This window comes from Desulfosarcina alkanivorans (assembly GCF_009688945.1).
Lineage (GTDB): Bacteria > Desulfobacterota > Desulfobacteria > Desulfobacterales > Desulfosarcinaceae > Desulfosarcina > Desulfosarcina alkanivorans.
Genome location: NZ_AP021874.1, coordinates 1296246 through 1312051, shown reverse-complemented (window position 1 = coordinate 1312051; position 15806 = coordinate 1296246). Strand labels below are relative to the sequence as shown.

Below are 15806 nucleotides of genomic sequence, written 5' to 3'. Positions count from 1 at the left end.
ATCGAAGGATAGTTGAAAAGGGACGGCGATATGCCCCCCCCGGTGATGAAATCATATTTAGAAGCGGATTGCAGGTAAAAGGCGGTGCAGCCCTATGGCGGAAATGGAAAAAACCGATCGGTACTTTCACGGCGGAAACTATGTCAATTTGCTGGTGGATCCGGAGCGGGCCGCATTGCTCAAAAAAGTTTCCACCGATCTTCCCAGCATCACCCTGGATGACCGCCAGCTCTGCGATTTTGAACTGCTTACCACCGGGGCCTTTTCCCCCCTGACCGGTTTCATGAACCGCAGCAATTACGAGTCCGTCCTGGATCGCATGAAGTTGCAGGACGGGACGATGTGGCCGGTTCCCATCTGCCTGGATGTCTCCGAAACGGTGGTCAGGCCGCTGGAGGCCGGGCAGTCCGTGGCGGTTCGGGACCCCGAGGGATTCCTCCTGGCCATTATGCATGTGGAAGACATCTGGAAGCCGGACAAGGAAAAAGAGGCCACGCTTCTTTTCGGTACCACGGAGAGATCGCACCCGGGGGTCGCCGGCCTGTTTCGGGATGCCGGCGAGTACTACATCGGCGGCACGCTGGAAGTGCTGAGCCTGCCGCTTCATTTTGACTTCAAGCAGCTGCGCATGACACCGCCGGAAGTCCGCAGTCTTTACAAAAAGCTGGGGTGGAACCGCGTCGTCGGCTTTCACACGGCCAATACCATCCATCGGCCGGAATTCGAAATGGCCATCCGGGCCATGCACCAGAGCCGGGCCAACCTGCTGCTGCTGCCCGGGGTGGGGATGACCGGCCCCGGTGATTTCGATTATTACACCCGCGTGCGCTGCTACCGCCACGTGGTTGGCTATTTCCCCCCGGAATCCTCACTCATGAGCCTTCTGCCCATGTCCATGCGCATGGCCGGCCCGCGGGAGGCGCTGCTTCAATGCATCATCGCAAAAAATTATGGATGCAGCCATTTTATCGTCGGCCACCGGCACGCGGATCCGGGTGGACAAAATGGAATGGCGCCGTTTTATGACAGCGATGAAACCCAGTCCTTCGTAAAAACGTCGGCACAGGAACTGGGAATCTCCGTGGTTCCCTTCGACGAACTGGTCTATCTGCCCTTTGAAGATGAGTTCTGCCCGAGGGATGAAATCGAAGACGGCACCGAAACCATCTCGCTTTCCAGCCTGGACATTCGTGAACGCATCCGGACCGGCAGGAAAATCCCCCGCTGGGCCACCTTTCCGGAAGTGGTGGGCGAACTGAAAAAAGCCTATCCGCCGCCCAAAAAACAGGGGTTTACCATTTTCTTCACCGGCCTTTCCGGCGCCGGCAAATCGACCATTGCCCGCGTACTGTATGCCAAAATGCTGGAAATCGGGAACCGTCCGGTCACCCTGCTGGACGGGGACATCGTGCGCCAGAATCTTTCCAACGAACTCTCTTTTTCCAAGGAGCACCGGGATATCAATGTGCGCCGCATCGGGTTTGTGGCCAGCGAGATCACCAAGAATCGCGGCGTGGCGATCTGTGCGCCCATTGCCCCTTACGCCGCCACCCGGGCCGAAATCCGATCCAGTATCGAAGCCTGCGGGGGGTTCATCGAGGTGCACGTGGCCACGCCCCTGGATGTCTGTGAAAAACGAGACCGCAAAGGCATGTACGCCAAGGCCCGGGCCGGGCTGATCAAGGGATATACGGGGATCGATGATCCCTACGAGATTCCCGAGGCGCCTGAGGTGCGGGTGGACACCACCGGCAAATCGCCCGACGAGGCTGCCCAGGAGATACTGATTTATCTCGGGCAGAAACGATTCATTTAGTGGAACTGAGGGCCCGAGGGCCCGAGGATTCGAGGATTCGAGGCTTCAAGGATTCAAGGATTCGAGGATTCGAGGATTCGAGGCTTCAAGGCTTCAAGGATTCAAGGATTCAAGGATTCAAGGATTCAAGGATTCAAGGGGACGAGAGGACGAGAGGACGAGAGGACGAACCGTTGCCTGCCGAACGAACCCAACGAACCCAACGAACCCAATAAACCCAACGAACCCAACGAACTCAATAAACCCAACAAACCCAACAAACCCAACAAACCCAACAAACCCAACAAACCCAACAAACCCAACAAACTCAATAAACTCAATAAACTCAATAAACTCAATAAACTCAATAAACCCAATAAACTCAATAAACTCAATAAACTCAACAAACTCAACAAACCAAAGCCATGCCAAATAAAAATGGAACCATTCTGGTGGTCGGCGGGGCAGGGTACATCGGTTCGCACATGGTGCGCCAGCTGCTCGCGGCCCGGTATGACGTCGTCATACTGGACAACCTGTCCACCGGCAACCGCAAGCTGGTTCCCGGTGGTGAACTCGTCCCGGGCAGCCTGGGTGACGCCGAAGTGCTGGATCGCCTGTTTGCCGGGCACGATTTCGATGCGGTCATGCACTTTGCGGCCTTTTCCCAGGTCGGCCAATCCGTGAACCAGCCGCTGGTATATTACCGCAACAACCTGGCCGAAACGCTGACCCTGCTGGAGGCCATGGTACGGCACGATGTCAGGCGGTTCATTTTTTCATCCACCGCCGCCGTATACGGCGAACCGACGGCGATTCCCATCACCGAAGACCATCCGTGCCTGCCGACCAACCCTTATGGCAACACCAAGCTGGCCGTGGAGCGCCTGCTGGCTGATTGCGATGCGGCATACGGACTCAAGCATACGGTGCTTCGTTATTTCAATGCCGCCGGTGCCGATGACGCCGGCGATATCGGCGAGCTTCACGATCCGGAAACGCACCTGATCCCCATCGTTCTCCAGGCGGCCAGCGGCCTGATCGACCATATCCGGGTGTTCGGCACCGATTATGCCACCACCGATGGTACCTGCGTCAGGGATTACGTGCATGTCAACGATCTGGCCAGGGCCCACCTGCTGGCCCTGGATGCATTGATGCAGGGTGCCGACAGCGCAACATACAACCTGGGGAGCAGCAACGGGTATTCGGTGAACGAAGTGATCGCTGCCGCCCGGTCCGTAACCGGAAAAGAGATCCCGGTGGTCACCGGTCCCCGGCGACCCGGCGACCCGGCGATTCTGGTTGCCAGTTCCGAGAAAATCAAACACGCACTGGGCTGGAAGCCGGCCTATGCAAGCCTGCGAACGATCATCCGGACGGCTTGGAACTGGCACCTGAAGCAGGCGCATTGATCTGGCCCAACTGAACCGGTTGCGATTGTCGGCGGTTTGCCCTATACCTTTCAGGTGGGTATAGGGTCATGTCCTGAAAATGCGTTTTTATGAGGCTATCCATGCCCGATGATCGGGATTGGGGCAGACGACCGTTTTCAATGAATTGATCGGCCCGGTATCATGGTAAAAATAGTGCGTAAAACGAAATCCGGCCAAATGACCTTTACTGGACAAATACCATATATAGTATCCATGCTATTACGTGAATACCAGATGCGGTATTATGCCCCCAAGGTGTTTCGCTCATATGCCGCTGGGCGCTGGAAAAAATACAATCACGGGAGAGATTGAATGAAACGTCGCATGGCTGAAATCATGGCTGTAATGATGGTGTCGGTATTTGTGCTTACAGGGTGTTCATCCGACGAAGAGAAAAAAATATCCCATTTTGAAAAAGGGGAGACCTATTTTCAAAATGGGGAGTATAAAAGTGCCGAGCTGGAGTTTCGCAACGCCATACAGATCGATCCGGAGTTTGTGGATGCCTACGAACGGTTGGGTGAAACCTACCTGAAACTGGGGGATCCCCGGGGCGCCTTCAGGGAATACACCATGGTGGCCAAACTCGACCCGGAAAACATCGATGCGGCGCTCAAACTGGCCACCTTTTATATGCTGGGCAAGAAAACGGACGAATCCCGTGAAAAAGTCGAGGCGGTGCTTGCCAAAGAGCCGACCAACATCGAGGCCCTGTTTTTGATGGCCGGGCTCTACGACCTGGAAAAAAACCTTTACGAGGCCGCGTCCGTATTTGAAAAAATCCTCGAACTGGACAGCACCCAAAGTCGTGCCTACATGGGGCTGGCCCGCATATATGCACGCCAGGGCAAACTCGACGAGGCCGAATCCCAATTGATGAGTGCGGTTCACCTGGACCCGGCAGCTATCAAGCCGCGGCTCGAACTGGCAAGGTTTTACACGGGCCGGAAGGCCTTTGACGAGGCCCGGGCCCAGATTGAAAAGAGCATCGAATTAAATCCCGGCAATGCGGATCTGTACATCATTCTCGGCAACTTCTTCTTTCAGATGAAACAACCGGACGAGGCGGAACGCGCCTATCTCAAGGCGATAGAGATCAGTCCGGATGAAATCAAGCCTTACATGGTTGCCGCCGGCTTTTACGACGCGTCGGGCAACGTGGACCAGACGCTTGGCATGTATGAAAAGGCGCTGACGGTCAAGCCGGATGACATCAATATCATGACCACCATGGCCGGTTTCTTTTTAAAGCGCCAGCAGATGGACGAGGCGGAACGATACCTGACCCGGGTGCTCGAAGAACGGCCCAATTTTTTCCCCGCCCGGATGATGAAAGGTGAAATTGCTGTTTTCAATAAAGATTTCCCCGAGGCCATTGGCATCTTTGACCAGTTGATCAAGGAAGAACCGCGCTCTTCCCGGGCCCATTACCTGAAAGGCGTTTCCCACCTGGGCAAGGAGGAAATGCAGGTGGCCAAGACCTCCCTGGTCAAATCGGTCGAACTCAACCCCCAGCTGGTGAAAGCCAAAATGCTGCTGGCAGACATCGCCCTGCGTGAACGGGATTTCGAAACGGCCCAGAAGGAGAGTGCCGAGATCCTGGCCCTGAACCCCAAGGATTACCGCGCCCGGATGATGCTGGGCAACGCGCTCATGGCCCAGGGGAAAAACGCCGAAGCGGAAGTGGCCTATAAAACCCTCATCGCCGAAAAGCCGGAAAATCCCGCCGGCTACTATCGGCTGGGACTTCTGCAGCGATCGCTGAAAGACTATGACGGCGCCATGGAAAGCTTCAATGCCGCCCTGGCGCGCAATCCCATGCTGATGGATGTATTCACCAATCTGGTCCTGGTTTATGGCGCCAAAGGGGAACTGGATATCGCCTTGAGAGCGTGCGACGACCAGTTGGAAAAAGTCGGTGATTCACGTGTTCATCAGGCCGTCATCAACAACCTGAAGGGAGGCCTGTTCCTGGCCCAGAAGCGAACCGAGGCTGCGGAAAAGGCCTTTTCGCGGGCCATAGCGGACAATCCGGATTTTATGCCACCATACTATGCACTGGCGAGGATCTACCTGTCCGGTAAGAAACAGCAGAAGGCCATCGACCAATACAATGCCATTCTGGCCAAAAATCCCGACCAGGCCGGACCCCACATGTTGCTGGGCACCATCTATGATATGCAGAAAAAGTATCATATGTCGGAAAAGCACTACCGGGCCGCATTGGAAATCAATCCGCAGTTTGCGCCGGCCGCCAATAACCTGGCCTACCTGCTGTCATCCCGTGAGGATCAGATCGATGAGGCCTTGAATTTCGCCAGGATTGCCAAGGAAAAGCTGCCCGACGACCCCAGTGTAATGGATACGCTCGGCTGGATCTATTACAAGAAAGGCCTGTATGGAAATGCCGCCCAGGAATTTTCCGACAGCCTGGAAAAGCTGCCTGAAAATGCCACGGTGAATTACCACCTGGGGGCCGCCTTGTTTCAAAAAGGTGAAAAGGAGCGTGCCAAATCCTACCTGGAAAAGGCGCTCGCACTGGACACGACCTTCGACGGTGTCGATGAGGCGAAGCGGATGTTGTCCGAGATGTAAAATCGATCGGTACCCCTTTTCAGGAAGACCCATGCGCCATTTCCCCATTAAAACACTGATTCTGTGCATCCTCTTACCGCCGCTGGTTTATGTTTTCTCAATCCAGCAGATAGAACAGACCATGGGTGCACGGTACGATGAAGAACTGGCGGCCATGTATACCGGTGATACCCGCTATCTGTTCGACGGCAGCGTCACGCTCCAGGACGTCATCCGGGAGAACGTCGACGCCTTCCTGGCCACCCGGAAACTGCCCCGCTGGGGGGGGCGTGTCAATGTAACGGTGAAAACGGCCGACGGCGTCTACCTGTACCCCGATGCCTACGATGGTCCGGGTTCGGGTTTCAGCGGGGTCAGCAGCATTGACGTGGCCAGGGAGAACTTCAGGATGCTCAATGACGGGTTGATAAAAACCGTTGACGTCACCGTCGAGCACAATACCCTGATTGCCAACTGCATCCTTTTCGCCTGTGTCGCTGCCTCGCTGCTGGTTTTTTTCCTGTCTTACCGGCGCGGCATGTTAAGGATCGGTGAAGAGGAGCGGGCCCGGCAGGGAATTATCGACAGCCTGGCCGATGAGCGCCGACAACGCCTTGTCCAGCTTGAACGACTTGAATCGCAGCGCGACCTGCTTTCAGAAAAAATTAATTCGATGAAGACGGAGCTGGATCATGAACGCCAAAAGGCAACCGCCACCGAAGACGAAATGATGGACGAACTGGTGGCACTGGAGGAAAAAATCAGCGAAACCCTGTCCCAGCAGGACGACCAGGTTCAGGAGATCAATGCCTTACGGGAAACCATAAAGCAGTTTGAAAGGGACCATGAACTCAAAAATCGAAAATCGCTCAAAGGTGTTGATGTCGTTAAAAAGCGGTTCGGCACCTTGTATAAAAAAACAGATTTTCATGACAGGGCCATCGAAGGGTTTGTGGCGCTTACCGAAGAGATGAAGATCAAGGCGGAAGAGGTGGTTCACCAGCTCAACGACGACCCCGCGATCGTTCAAATCAAGCGCAAGGTTTTTGGCAGAAAAAACCGGGAAACGGTTTTCGAGGTGATTTTCGCATACAAGGGGCGGTTGTATTTCCGAAAGCTTGCCGGCAACCGGGTGGAGGTCCTGGTTATCGGCACCAAACTGACCCAAAACAAGGATCTGGCGTTTCTCGACAAACGCTGAATAAGAAATTACCATGTATCTTGATTTTTACAAGCTGCACCTTAAACCTTTTCAGATCAGCACCGATCCGAAATTTTTGTGGCTGGGTGAAAAGCACAAAGAAGCCCTGGCGGTATTAAAATACGGCATCCTTGACAACAAGGGGTTTTTGCTGCTTACCGGTGACGTGGGGACCGGAAAAACAACACTTCTCAATGCCCTCATCGACAGCCTGGGAGATGATGTGCTTGTGGCCCTGGTCACCGACCCCGGCCTGGCAAAGATGGATTTTTTCAACTTTGTCGCCGATTCTTTTGAAATGGATAAACGCTTCAAGAGCAAGGGTGATTTTCTCATCTATCTGAAAAACTATCTGCTCGGCGTTCACAAACAGAACAAACAGACGCTTCTCATTATCGATGAGTGCCAGCATCTCAACCAGAAACTGCTGGAAGAGGTCCGGCTGCTGTCCAATATCGAAAAATTCAATACCAAGCTGATCAATATTTTTTTCGTCGGGCAGAGCGAATTCAACGATATCATCCTCAGGCCCCGCAACCGTGCCATTCGTCAGCGTATCACGATAAATTATAACATTTCGGCCTTGTCTGAATCGGAAACGAATGAATACATCCGGTTTCGCCTCAAGGTCGCCGGATCAACTGAGAGTATCTTCACGTCCGGGGCGATCAAATCGGTCTTTAAATTCTCAAATGGCTTTCCCCGGCTGATCAATATCATCTGTGACCAGGCATTGCTGACGGGCTACGTAAAAGAGAAAAGAAAGATCAATGAAAAAATCGTCGGCGAGTGCGCCAGGGAACTGAAAATTCCCTATGGTACGCCCATACAAAAAAGCATGGCCACCCCCGAGGCGGCAGACGAAAAACCGGCAGTCGCGGCATCGATGGAAAACGTGCCGGGAGTGGTTGATGACGGGAGGAGACAGTTCAGTCGCCCTCTGGTGATTGCATTTTTCGTGGTACTGGTCATCTGGATCAGCCTGATTGCCCTCTTCATTATGAACCAGCAGCGGACGACGGCGATCGACCGTGGGCGTGTCTCCCCCGATGAAACCGAAATTGCTGTAACGAAAAAAATCCAAAAGGAAAACGCTGTACGGACCGGCGCGGTCGTCCATGACCCTAATAAAAAAGGCGAAATAATTGACCATTCTGCTCCATCCGCTGAGCGTTCGGTCGCCGGCCTGCAGGCGGAATCCCCGGAGTCGTCGCAGAAAAACCATGCTTCAGCGACGCCTGAAATCGCGGACGTATCGCCTCCTGCCCCAATAAGTACGGCGCCGGAAGGTGGGACGGAGCAGCCCCGCGCGTCAATGGATGCTGACGGCGAAACCGTGTCCGCAGCTGGCATCTCTCTCCAGGAAATTAAAGCCAAATTTGGCGATTACCCCGAGGTTCGCTTCGGATTCAACTCCAATAAACTGGACCGTGAGTCCTATGACATCCTAGAATTGATCGCCCGATATTGTCTTCAGAATCCGGGGGCGACCCTAGTTCTAAGGGGATATACCGACAGTTCCGGTGTGCGGGCCTACAACCTGAAGCTGTCTGAATTCCGGGCGGATATGGTGAAAACCTATCTGGTCGGACGGGGCGTCATGGACTCAACCATCAGCACGATTGCCATGGGACCGGGGGCCACTGGGCCTGGTAATGCGCCCTCATCCGATAGCGGGTCGCAACGCAAGGTGGTCATTGAGATCATATCCCCAAACCAGTGATTGACGAATTTACAGAAACGGCGTTATCTGCGCTGTCCTCCAATCCCCCGCCGCTGCGGCGTTCAGTCAGTACGATGCCTACGTCTCCCGCGGTAGCGGTATCCTCGGGATTCACAAATCCTGATCTCGGGCGTCTAAGGAACTAACCGGAACTGGGTCTTTTTTTGTTGGCGCGGCTTTCAGCCGCGAAGCAATAGGATGATCGCAGCTGGAAGCCGCGCCAACATCTTTTAGGTTGCTTTTGGCCATATGGTCATGTTTGGCCTGAAAAAGCATTTACGAATCCGTCGGAAATGCAACTTTTTACGGGTTCATCGATTGCCGGCATAAAAAACAAGACGCCGAACCCTTGTGGCCGGTTTCTCATCGTTGACATAAATTCCCGTATGAATTATATATATTCCTATCCTCGTGCTAATTTAGAATTGAATGATCCGCCTGTATATCTTCGCAACAATTTTTTCATAGGAAGTGTCTTATGAGTGATATCGATATTCTGGAAGATGAAAAAAAACTGACTGATCGTTTGATTCAAGCCGTAGCCAAGCTGAGTCCCCAGCGGAAAAAAATGCTGGAGGCACTGCTCAATGAGTGGGAACAGTTGGATTACCGTGAGGATTCCAGAATCCCCTGTTTCCTGCCGGTGGATTATTCGACGTCAGATCGGGTGTATCAGGATTTTATCAACAACTTGAGTAACGGCGGCGTGTTTATTGAAACGGTTGCCCCGCTTCGCACCAATCAATCAATATCCTTGATTTTTACCGTACCGTCGCTTCAAAAATCATTCAAAATCTCCGGTACCATCGTCCGGACTGAACAAGACGGTATCGGCGTCCGCTTTGCCAAAAAACTGACACCTTATCAGAAAGAATTGATTCATAGCGCTATCAGTCGGTAAATAGCGCCCATCCATAAATGGCCAATTTGTCCGATATCAGCGTTGCGCTCAAAATTTTATCCTCGGAATATCAACTATATGCCTGCGGTAAAATTTTTCACGCGTCTTGATCTCGGCCCAATTTGCCTATTTCTGAACGAGCACTAACTAATAAAAAATGGAAGACAGATAAGGCATCGCCTGCGGGATGCTTTTTTATTTTGCGGGGGGCGGGCAGCAATCCACAAACCATTTCAAGGCTGCCTGAATGAATATTTCCTGGTGTGTGCGGTTGCTGATCCGGTGATCCCCGTCGTTCAATATCAGTTTTTTCCTGGGCTCCCCGGCCATCCGATAAATCGTGCGGGCGTTTTCAACGGAAACCGTCTCATCGCTGCTGCCGTGAACGACCAGGATGTGATGGATGGCCGTCATCAATCCGCCGATATTGAACGTCATCCGCTTTCCACCGATCTCGTTTTTCAACGATTCCGGAGACTCTTCAGGCATGCGGATGGACCGGCTTTCAACCGGCGCGGCAAGGGTGACGATGGCAAATGGCGAGAGCCCGGATGCGGCCGTGAGGCACACCGTCCCCCCCAAGCTGCTCCCGAAAAGGCCGACGGGCATCTTTTTGCCCATCAGGCCTTCAACTGCGTGAACAGCGGCCGTCAGGTCCGAGGTGCGGTTTTCCAGAGTGGTATCCTTTTCGAAAACACCGTCACTCTGGCCACATCCCCGATGATCAAATCGGAAATAAGCCATGCCATTGGCGAGGCAGCCCCGGGCCAGTTCAATCTGTTTGGGGGAATTCTTGTTGGCCATCAGCCCGTGGCAGCCGACGATCACGGCCAACGGTGGACGCTCGGGCAGATGGAGTACACCGGATAATTTCAGGCCATCGACAACAAAATCCAACCTGCGCTCCGTGTTGCTCAACATTTGGCCATCTGAAATAAAATCATATCCTTGAATTATGGTCGACGCTGGAGTATAGGAGAGCGCGAGGAAACTGCCGGGTGCAGCCGGAAACGCGTGTTGCATGCCTGATAAAAAATGGCGGAAGTGCATGGGAATCGAACCCACCCGGGACGGTATTAGCGCCCCACACCGGATTTGAAGTCCGGGAGCCTCACCAGTAAGCTGCGCACTTCCGTTTAATGGAAACTTTTATGAAGAAAATTGCCTGTTTTGTCAACGCTTTTATGGGAATGAAAAAAGTTCAGGAAAAGCGCCGGGTACACTTTATAACAGCCACTGATCGGGTGTTGACCGGCAATCATTCCGCAATTTGGTCGACATGGCAGAGCCCGGGTATTGAATGATGCATGCCCATTTTGACTGCTTTTCCGGAATCAGCGGCGATATGGTCCTCGGGGCTTTCGTGGACATGGGGATGCCCTCCCAATGGCTGTCGGAAAAGATACAGGGCCTGGCGATCGGCAATGTTGAAATTGTTGCCGAAGACGTTAAAAGAAACGCCATTGGTGCCAAACAGATCACCGTCATAGAAAAGGACCCATCGCCCGCCAGAAATTATGGCGACATCGTAAAGCTGATTGAAAACGGCTCACTCGACCACAAGGTCAAACGCCTCGCCGTTTCTATTTTCGGCCGTATCGCCGACGCGGAGGCACGGATTCACCGATGCGAAAAGGAGCACGTTCATTTCCATGAGGTCGGCGCCGTGGACAGCATTGTCGATATTGTGGGGGCTGCCCTGTGTTTAGACTATTTTAACATAGAATCGGTCTCCGCCTCGCCCTTGCCCCTGGGCAGCGGCTTTGTGGATTGCGCCCACGGCAAGCTGCCGGTCCCGGCTCCGGCGACCCTCGAAATTCTCAAAGGCCTGCCCGTTTATGGCGGCTCCTCCGACGGGGAGATGGTTACCCCCACCGGGGCGGGAATCATTGCGTCACTTTCGGCAACATTCGGTCCGGCTCCCCCTATGGAAATCGCCCACATCGGCTATGGAAGCGGCAAGCGTGACGGTCAGGATGGGCCCAACCTGCTGCGGGTTTTCCTCGGGGAAAAAACAGAATCGCAGGATCAGCGGGGCAGGGCGGATGTGTGTCTGGTGGAAACCAACATCGATGATATGAATCCGGAGATTTTCGGATATTTGATGGAACGGCTGTTTGCAACGGGGGCGCTTGATGTCAGCTATATGCCCATAATGATGAAAAAAAACCGGCCGGGAACAAAAGTTGAAGTGATGTGCCTGCCCGGAAAACAGGACGCCATCAGCCGATGCCTTCTAAATGAAACCACCACGATCGGCGTTCGCTGTCACATGGCCTGCAGGCATACCCTGAAACGTTCCATAGCCACGGTGACGACGGGGTATGGGGACATTCAGGTCAAATGCACCACCGCTCCGGACGGCCGCAAGCGATATGCCCCTGAATACGAGGACTGCAGGAAGGTCGCCCTTGAAAAGGATGCCCCTTTGAAAGCCATCTATGATGCGGTTGTCCATGCCGTGCAGGACGGGCCCGTTTCCGTGAAAAGGGATGAATGAAATCGTTTTCTCGCCGATCATGGGGTCGGCAGGTTGTCTCCATTCAACTTTTATTTTAATGGACTGTGCATGTTGACCATTAAACAGAAGACGATACTTTTTTTGGCAACAGGCGGCCTGATCGGGTATTCCCCCATTGCACCGGGAACCTTTGGCTCCCTCGCGGCGCTACCCCTGTGCTGGTTTATTTCTTTATCCGGCGTCAAGCCGGCATTCGTTCTGGTGCCGGCACTGGTCGTCGCCTCCACATGGATTGCCCATGCTGCTGAAAAAATAGAGCTGCAAAAAGATCCCAAGCAGGTCGTGGTGGATGAAATCTGCGGTATGGCGGTAACCTTGTTTGCCCTGCCTTTTACCCCTGTTTTCATCCTTTCGGGATTTGCATTGTTCCGGGTGTTTGATATATTGAAGCCTTTCCCGATTCGATGGGTTGATAAAAAAGTACCCGGAGGACTGGGGATCATGCTGGACGATATCCTCGCCGGCGTGTTCGCGAATGCCCTGTTGCGATTGGGGCTTTATCTGTTTACCTGAAAACAAACCATACTCAACAACAAGAAAGGCCTGCTCCCACTTTGAAAAAGCCTGAAGAAACCGACGCGGCACCCAAGAAAAAAGGGGCGTTGCGTGAAAATATCGAAGCGATCGTTGTCGCTGTCATCCTGGCCCTGTTCATCCGAACCTTTGTGGTCCAGGCATTTAAAATCCCGTCCGGGTCGATGAAAGACACCCTTTTGATCGGTGATCACATCCTGGTCAATAAGTTTATCTACGGCGTCAAAGCGCCCTTTATCAAAAAATCGATCATTCCCATAAAAGACCCGCAGCATGACGATATTATCGTTTTTGAATTCCCTGAAGATCCCAGTAAAGATTTTATCAAGCGCGTTATCGGTATCCCCGGGGACGTCATCGAAATCCGCAATAAAAAGCTGTTTGTTAACGGCTCCCGCGTTCAAAACAGTCACGGGGTCTATAAAGATCCCAAAATATATGCCGCCCGGGCTCAACCCAGGGATAATCTGGGGCCGGTGACAGTGCCGCAAGGCAAGCTCTTTGTGATGGGCGATAACCGGGATTTTTCATACGACAGCCGGTTCTGGGGATTTGTCGACCTGGTGGCGGTCAAAGGGAAGGCGTTTATCATTTATTGGTCGTGGGACAAGGAAAATTTTGGCGTCCGATGGAGTCGATTGGGGCATCTGCTTGAATAGATCGGTATTAAACCCGGAGCAATCTGATGGCTGAAAAGCAATACAGCATCCTCGTTGTTGACGATGAACTGAGCATGCGCGAACTCCTGGAATACATGCTGGAGAAAAAGGGGTATCGGGTGATATGCGCCGCAAACGGGAAAGAGGCGCTTTCCAAGGTCAAAAAAGAGCATTACGATCTGTTGCTGTGCGATATCCGCCTTGGGGACATGACGGGGCTGGAGGTGCTCAAGGCATCGAAAAAGATAAATCCGCATGTCACGGTGATCATGATCTCGGCTTTTGCGACCACCGAAACCGCCGTGGAAGCCATGAATCAGGGTGCCTTCGATTATGTCCCCAAACCGTTTGAAAATAAAGAACTGCTTCAAACCATTGCCAATGCATTGGAACGAAAAACCCTTGAAAAAGAAAAACATGCCCTGGACAACGAATTAAAGGAGAGTGTCCATTTCGGAAAGATCGTCGGCAACAGCCCCCGAATGCTTCATATTTATGAAATGATCCGCCAGGTGGCCAGAACGCGGTCCAGTGTCCTGATTACCGGTGAGAGCGGCACGGGGAAAGAGTTGATCGCCAAGGCCATACACGAACAAAGCGACCGGGCGGATGAGCCTTTTGTGACCATCAACTGTGGCGGTATTCCCGAAACGCTTCTCGAGAGTGAATTCTTCGGGCATCGGAAAGGGTCCTTTACCGGTGCCAGCACAGATAAGCAGGGGTTGATGGAAATTGCCCACAAAGGAACGCTGTTTTTGGACGAGGTCGCCGAATTGAGCGTTCCCATGCAGGTCAAACTGCTCAGGGCCGTCCAGGAACGTGTTTTTCGACCGGTGGGCGGCACCCGTGACATGTCGGTGGACATCCGGATCATCTCCGCCACCAACAAGAAACTGGAGGACGAGGTCATCGCCGGTAATTTCCGTGAAGACCTGTTCTACCGACTGAACGTGATTGAAATCAAACTTCCCCCGTTGAGGGAACGCAAGGGTGACCTGTTGCCCCTGGCGCAGCATTTTCTGGAAAAATATTCCCAGGAACTCGGAAAACAGGTCACCAAATTTTCATCCTATGCCATTGATCTGCTTAAGAAATATGATTTTCCAGGCAACATTCGCGAATTGGAAAACCTGATTGAAAGAAGTGTGGCCCTGTCCAACACCAACATTCTGCTGCCGGACAGCCTGGCCATGTCGATCCACAAGAAACGGTGGATCGAAGGGATCCGCAACCGTCGATTCGACCTGGATGAAGTGTCCCGCGGCGTGTCGCTGGACACGATCCTTGAAGAAATTGAAAGGGCCTATATTGAAAAGGCCATGGAGTGTACCGACGGAAACAAAAACAAGGCGGCCGACCTGCTCGGCCTGAGTCTCAGATCCTTCAGATATCGCATTGACAAACTCAACCCCAATTAGCTATCGGAGATTTCGATTGGATTTATGTGCCGCCGGAATAATGAATCGGTAACACAGAAATACGCCTTTCCCGCAGCGCTTCAGCGACAGATACAGACCCGCTCCCTGGTTTTTGTTCCCTATTTTGTTACGCGTTTAAACAGACCGGAATATCCTTTTAAAGGAAAGCTCTCGAGGATGTCCTTCGAGGGGTTGTTCTCACCCGTATTGCCTGGTGGAATATACTCGAAAAAACTAAACCTTTCAATGAAGGGTGCGATAATAGGGTCAGGCCGTTTCCAACCCAATGTTCGAGACTGAAATATACAATGCCATTTTTTGGCACGGTTTAACAAAAATTGACCCGAATCGGTCGAAATTAGAATCCGTTGGGCGTTAAAAAAGGCATGGATAAGATAAAAAAGTATAGATTACGGATAGATAGAAAAATAATCAAATAAAATCAGGATTTGGCACGTTGGGTGCTTACTTCAATTGCAACAAAAGGAGGCTGAAGAACAGTTTTTATTTTATTGTGGAACTAATTTTACCAACATTTATCAACTTTCAGGAGGGTTCACATGCTTAGCAAAATGAGAAAGACGAACAACAAAGGTTTTACACTGATCGAATTGATGATCGTCATCGCCATCATCGGTATCCTGGCCGCCATCGCCATTCCCAACTTTATCGCCTATCGTAACAAATCGTTCTGCTCTGCAGCCGAAAGCGACGCCAATGCCATTGCAGCCGGCCTTTCCGATTACTTTTCCATCGCCCGGCACATCACCCTGCCGACACAGGCAAATGTAACCCAAATCGATCTGAGCTACCAGACCAATGAAAATGCCGTCACCCTGACCCGTTTCGGCACCAACACTGCCAACGAAGGTACCATCGCCGGTGACCTTGACAACATTTACATTCAGGTCGAGGATGGAAGCGGACGCTGCCCTGGCGACTACCGTCTGGCCAACACGGACACCTGGTCCGGTTCCGCAGCTGACGGCTCCGACTATGTCGCTTTCAAATTCATGAGAGCCGAATAACGATAGATCCGTAAAA

Annotated in this window: 13 protein-coding genes and 1 tRNA gene; 12 read left to right on the top strand and 2 right to left on the bottom strand. The window is 52.6% G+C overall.

Annotation, left to right across the window (positions count from 1 at the left end; all coding sequences use genetic code 11):
* The first annotated feature begins 103 nt into the window (after positions 1–103).
* The 6 genes from DSCA_RS05775 (at position 104) to DSCA_RS05750 (ending at position 9630) form a co-directional block, all read left to right on the top strand.
* On the top strand, positions 104–1816 hold the full coding sequence (locus DSCA_RS05775) for a bifunctional sulfate adenylyltransferase/adenylylsulfate kinase (RefSeq protein ID WP_331457149.1): 1713 nt from the start codon (positions 104–106) through the stop codon (positions 1814–1816).
* A 404-nt stretch (positions 1817–2220) separates the two neighbouring features.
* On the top strand, positions 2221–3210 hold the full coding sequence (gene galE, locus DSCA_RS05770) for a UDP-glucose 4-epimerase GalE (RefSeq protein WP_155315521.1): 990 nt from the start codon (positions 2221–2223) through the stop codon (positions 3208–3210).
* A 333-nt stretch (positions 3211–3543) separates the two neighbouring features.
* Positions 3544–5826 carry a tetratricopeptide repeat protein gene (locus DSCA_RS05765; RefSeq protein ID WP_155315520.1) on the top strand — a complete coding sequence of 761 codons (2283 nt, stop codon included), beginning with the start codon at positions 3544–3546 and terminating at the stop codon, positions 5824–5826.
* Positions 5827–5857: 31 nt separating this feature from the next.
* Positions 5858–7006, top strand: coding sequence for a hypothetical protein (locus DSCA_RS05760; RefSeq protein WP_155315519.1), 1149 nt, complete (start codon positions 5858–5860; stop codon positions 7004–7006).
* A 13-nt stretch (positions 7007–7019) separates the two neighbouring features.
* The gene (locus DSCA_RS05755) at positions 7020–8729 is read left to right on the top strand and encodes an AAA family ATPase (protein WP_155315518.1); all 1710 of its coding nucleotides are present in this window, start codon (positions 7020–7022) and stop codon (positions 8727–8729) included.
* Between the two features lie 478 nt (positions 8730–9207).
* On the top strand, positions 9208–9630 hold the full coding sequence (locus tag DSCA_RS05750) for a PilZ domain-containing protein (protein WP_155315517.1): 423 nt from the start codon (positions 9208–9210) through the stop codon (positions 9628–9630).
* A gap of 195 nt (positions 9631–9825) precedes the next feature.
* On the opposite strand, the gene DSCA_RS05745 is transcribed toward DSCA_RS05750, so the two are convergent.
* Both DSCA_RS05745 and DSCA_RS05740 read right to left on the bottom strand, forming a co-directional pair.
* On the bottom strand, positions 9826–10527 hold the full coding sequence (locus DSCA_RS05745; protein ID WP_167527626.1) for an alpha/beta hydrolase: 702 nt from the start codon (positions 10525–10527) through the stop codon (positions 9826–9828).
* A 139-nt stretch (positions 10528–10666) separates the two neighbouring features.
* Positions 10667–10764: transfer RNA gene (locus DSCA_RS05740), tRNA-Sec, on the bottom strand.
* 17 nt (positions 10765–10781) lie between these two features.
* Here DSCA_RS05740 and DSCA_RS05735 point away from each other — a divergent pair.
* The 6 genes from DSCA_RS05735 to DSCA_RS32890 all read left to right on the top strand — a co-directional run bounded on the left by DSCA_RS05735 (position 10782) and on the right by DSCA_RS32890 (position 15790).
* Positions 10782–10934 (top strand): hypothetical protein, encoded by a 153-nt coding sequence (locus DSCA_RS05735; RefSeq protein WP_155315515.1) that lies wholly within the window; start codon positions 10782–10784, stop codon positions 10932–10934.
* A complete protein-coding gene (larC, locus tag DSCA_RS05730) occupies positions 10931–12130 on the top strand; it encodes a nickel pincer cofactor biosynthesis protein LarC (protein WP_231716386.1) in 1200 nt (399 codons plus the stop codon). The genes DSCA_RS05735 and larC overlap by 4 nt, the downstream gene beginning before the upstream one ends.
* 69 nt (positions 12131–12199) lie before the next feature.
* Positions 12200–12664: a phosphatidylglycerophosphatase A family protein gene (locus DSCA_RS05725; protein ID WP_155315514.1), complete on the top strand. Its 465-nt coding sequence runs from the start codon at positions 12200–12202 to the stop codon at positions 12662–12664.
* Positions 12665–12705: 41 nt separating this feature from the next.
* Positions 12706–13344 (top strand): signal peptidase I, encoded by a 639-nt coding sequence (gene lepB, locus DSCA_RS05720; RefSeq protein ID WP_155315513.1) that lies wholly within the window; start codon positions 12706–12708, stop codon positions 13342–13344.
* Positions 13345–13370: 26 nt separating this feature from the next.
* Positions 13371–14762: a sigma-54-dependent transcriptional regulator gene (locus tag DSCA_RS05715; protein ID WP_155315512.1), complete on the top strand. Its 1392-nt coding sequence runs from the start codon at positions 13371–13373 to the stop codon at positions 14760–14762.
* 560 nt (positions 14763–15322) lie between these two features.
* Positions 15323–15790, top strand: a complete 468-nt coding sequence (locus DSCA_RS32890) for a type II secretion system protein (protein WP_269434647.1) — start codon at positions 15323–15325, stop codon at positions 15788–15790.
* Positions 15791–15806: the final 16 nt, after the last annotated feature.

What these genes read in the sequence shown, in the direction of transcription:
- DSCA_RS05775 (WP_331457149.1), top strand. Translation starts at nt 104, where the DNA reads ATGGAAAAAACCGATCGGTACTTTCACGGCGGAAACTATGTCAATTTG.
- galE (WP_155315521.1), top strand. Translation starts at nt 2,221, where the DNA reads ATGCCAAATAAAAATGGAACCATTCTGGTGGTCGGCGGGGCAGGGTAC.
- DSCA_RS05765 (WP_155315520.1), top strand. Translation starts at nt 3,544, where the DNA reads ATGAAACGTCGCATGGCTGAAATCATGGCTGTAATGATGGTGTCGGTA.
- DSCA_RS05760 (WP_155315519.1), top strand. Translation starts at nt 5,858, where the DNA reads ATGCGCCATTTCCCCATTAAAACACTGATTCTGTGCATCCTCTTACCG.
- DSCA_RS05755 (WP_155315518.1), top strand. Translation starts at nt 7,020, where the DNA reads ATGTATCTTGATTTTTACAAGCTGCACCTTAAACCTTTTCAGATCAGC.
- DSCA_RS05750 (WP_155315517.1), top strand. Translation starts at nt 9,208, where the DNA reads ATGAGTGATATCGATATTCTGGAAGATGAAAAAAAACTGACTGATCGT.
- DSCA_RS05735 (WP_155315515.1), top strand. Translation starts at nt 10,782, where the DNA reads ATGAAGAAAATTGCCTGTTTTGTCAACGCTTTTATGGGAATGAAAAAA.
- larC (WP_231716386.1), top strand. Translation starts at nt 10,931, where the DNA reads ATGATGCATGCCCATTTTGACTGCTTTTCCGGAATCAGCGGCGATATG.
- DSCA_RS05725 (WP_155315514.1), top strand. Translation starts at nt 12,200, where the DNA reads ATGTTGACCATTAAACAGAAGACGATACTTTTTTTGGCAACAGGCGGC.
- DSCA_RS05715 (WP_155315512.1), top strand. Translation starts at nt 13,371, where the DNA reads ATGGCTGAAAAGCAATACAGCATCCTCGTTGTTGACGATGAACTGAGC.
- DSCA_RS32890 (WP_269434647.1), top strand. Translation starts at nt 15,323, where the DNA reads ATGCTTAGCAAAATGAGAAAGACGAACAACAAAGGTTTTACACTGATC.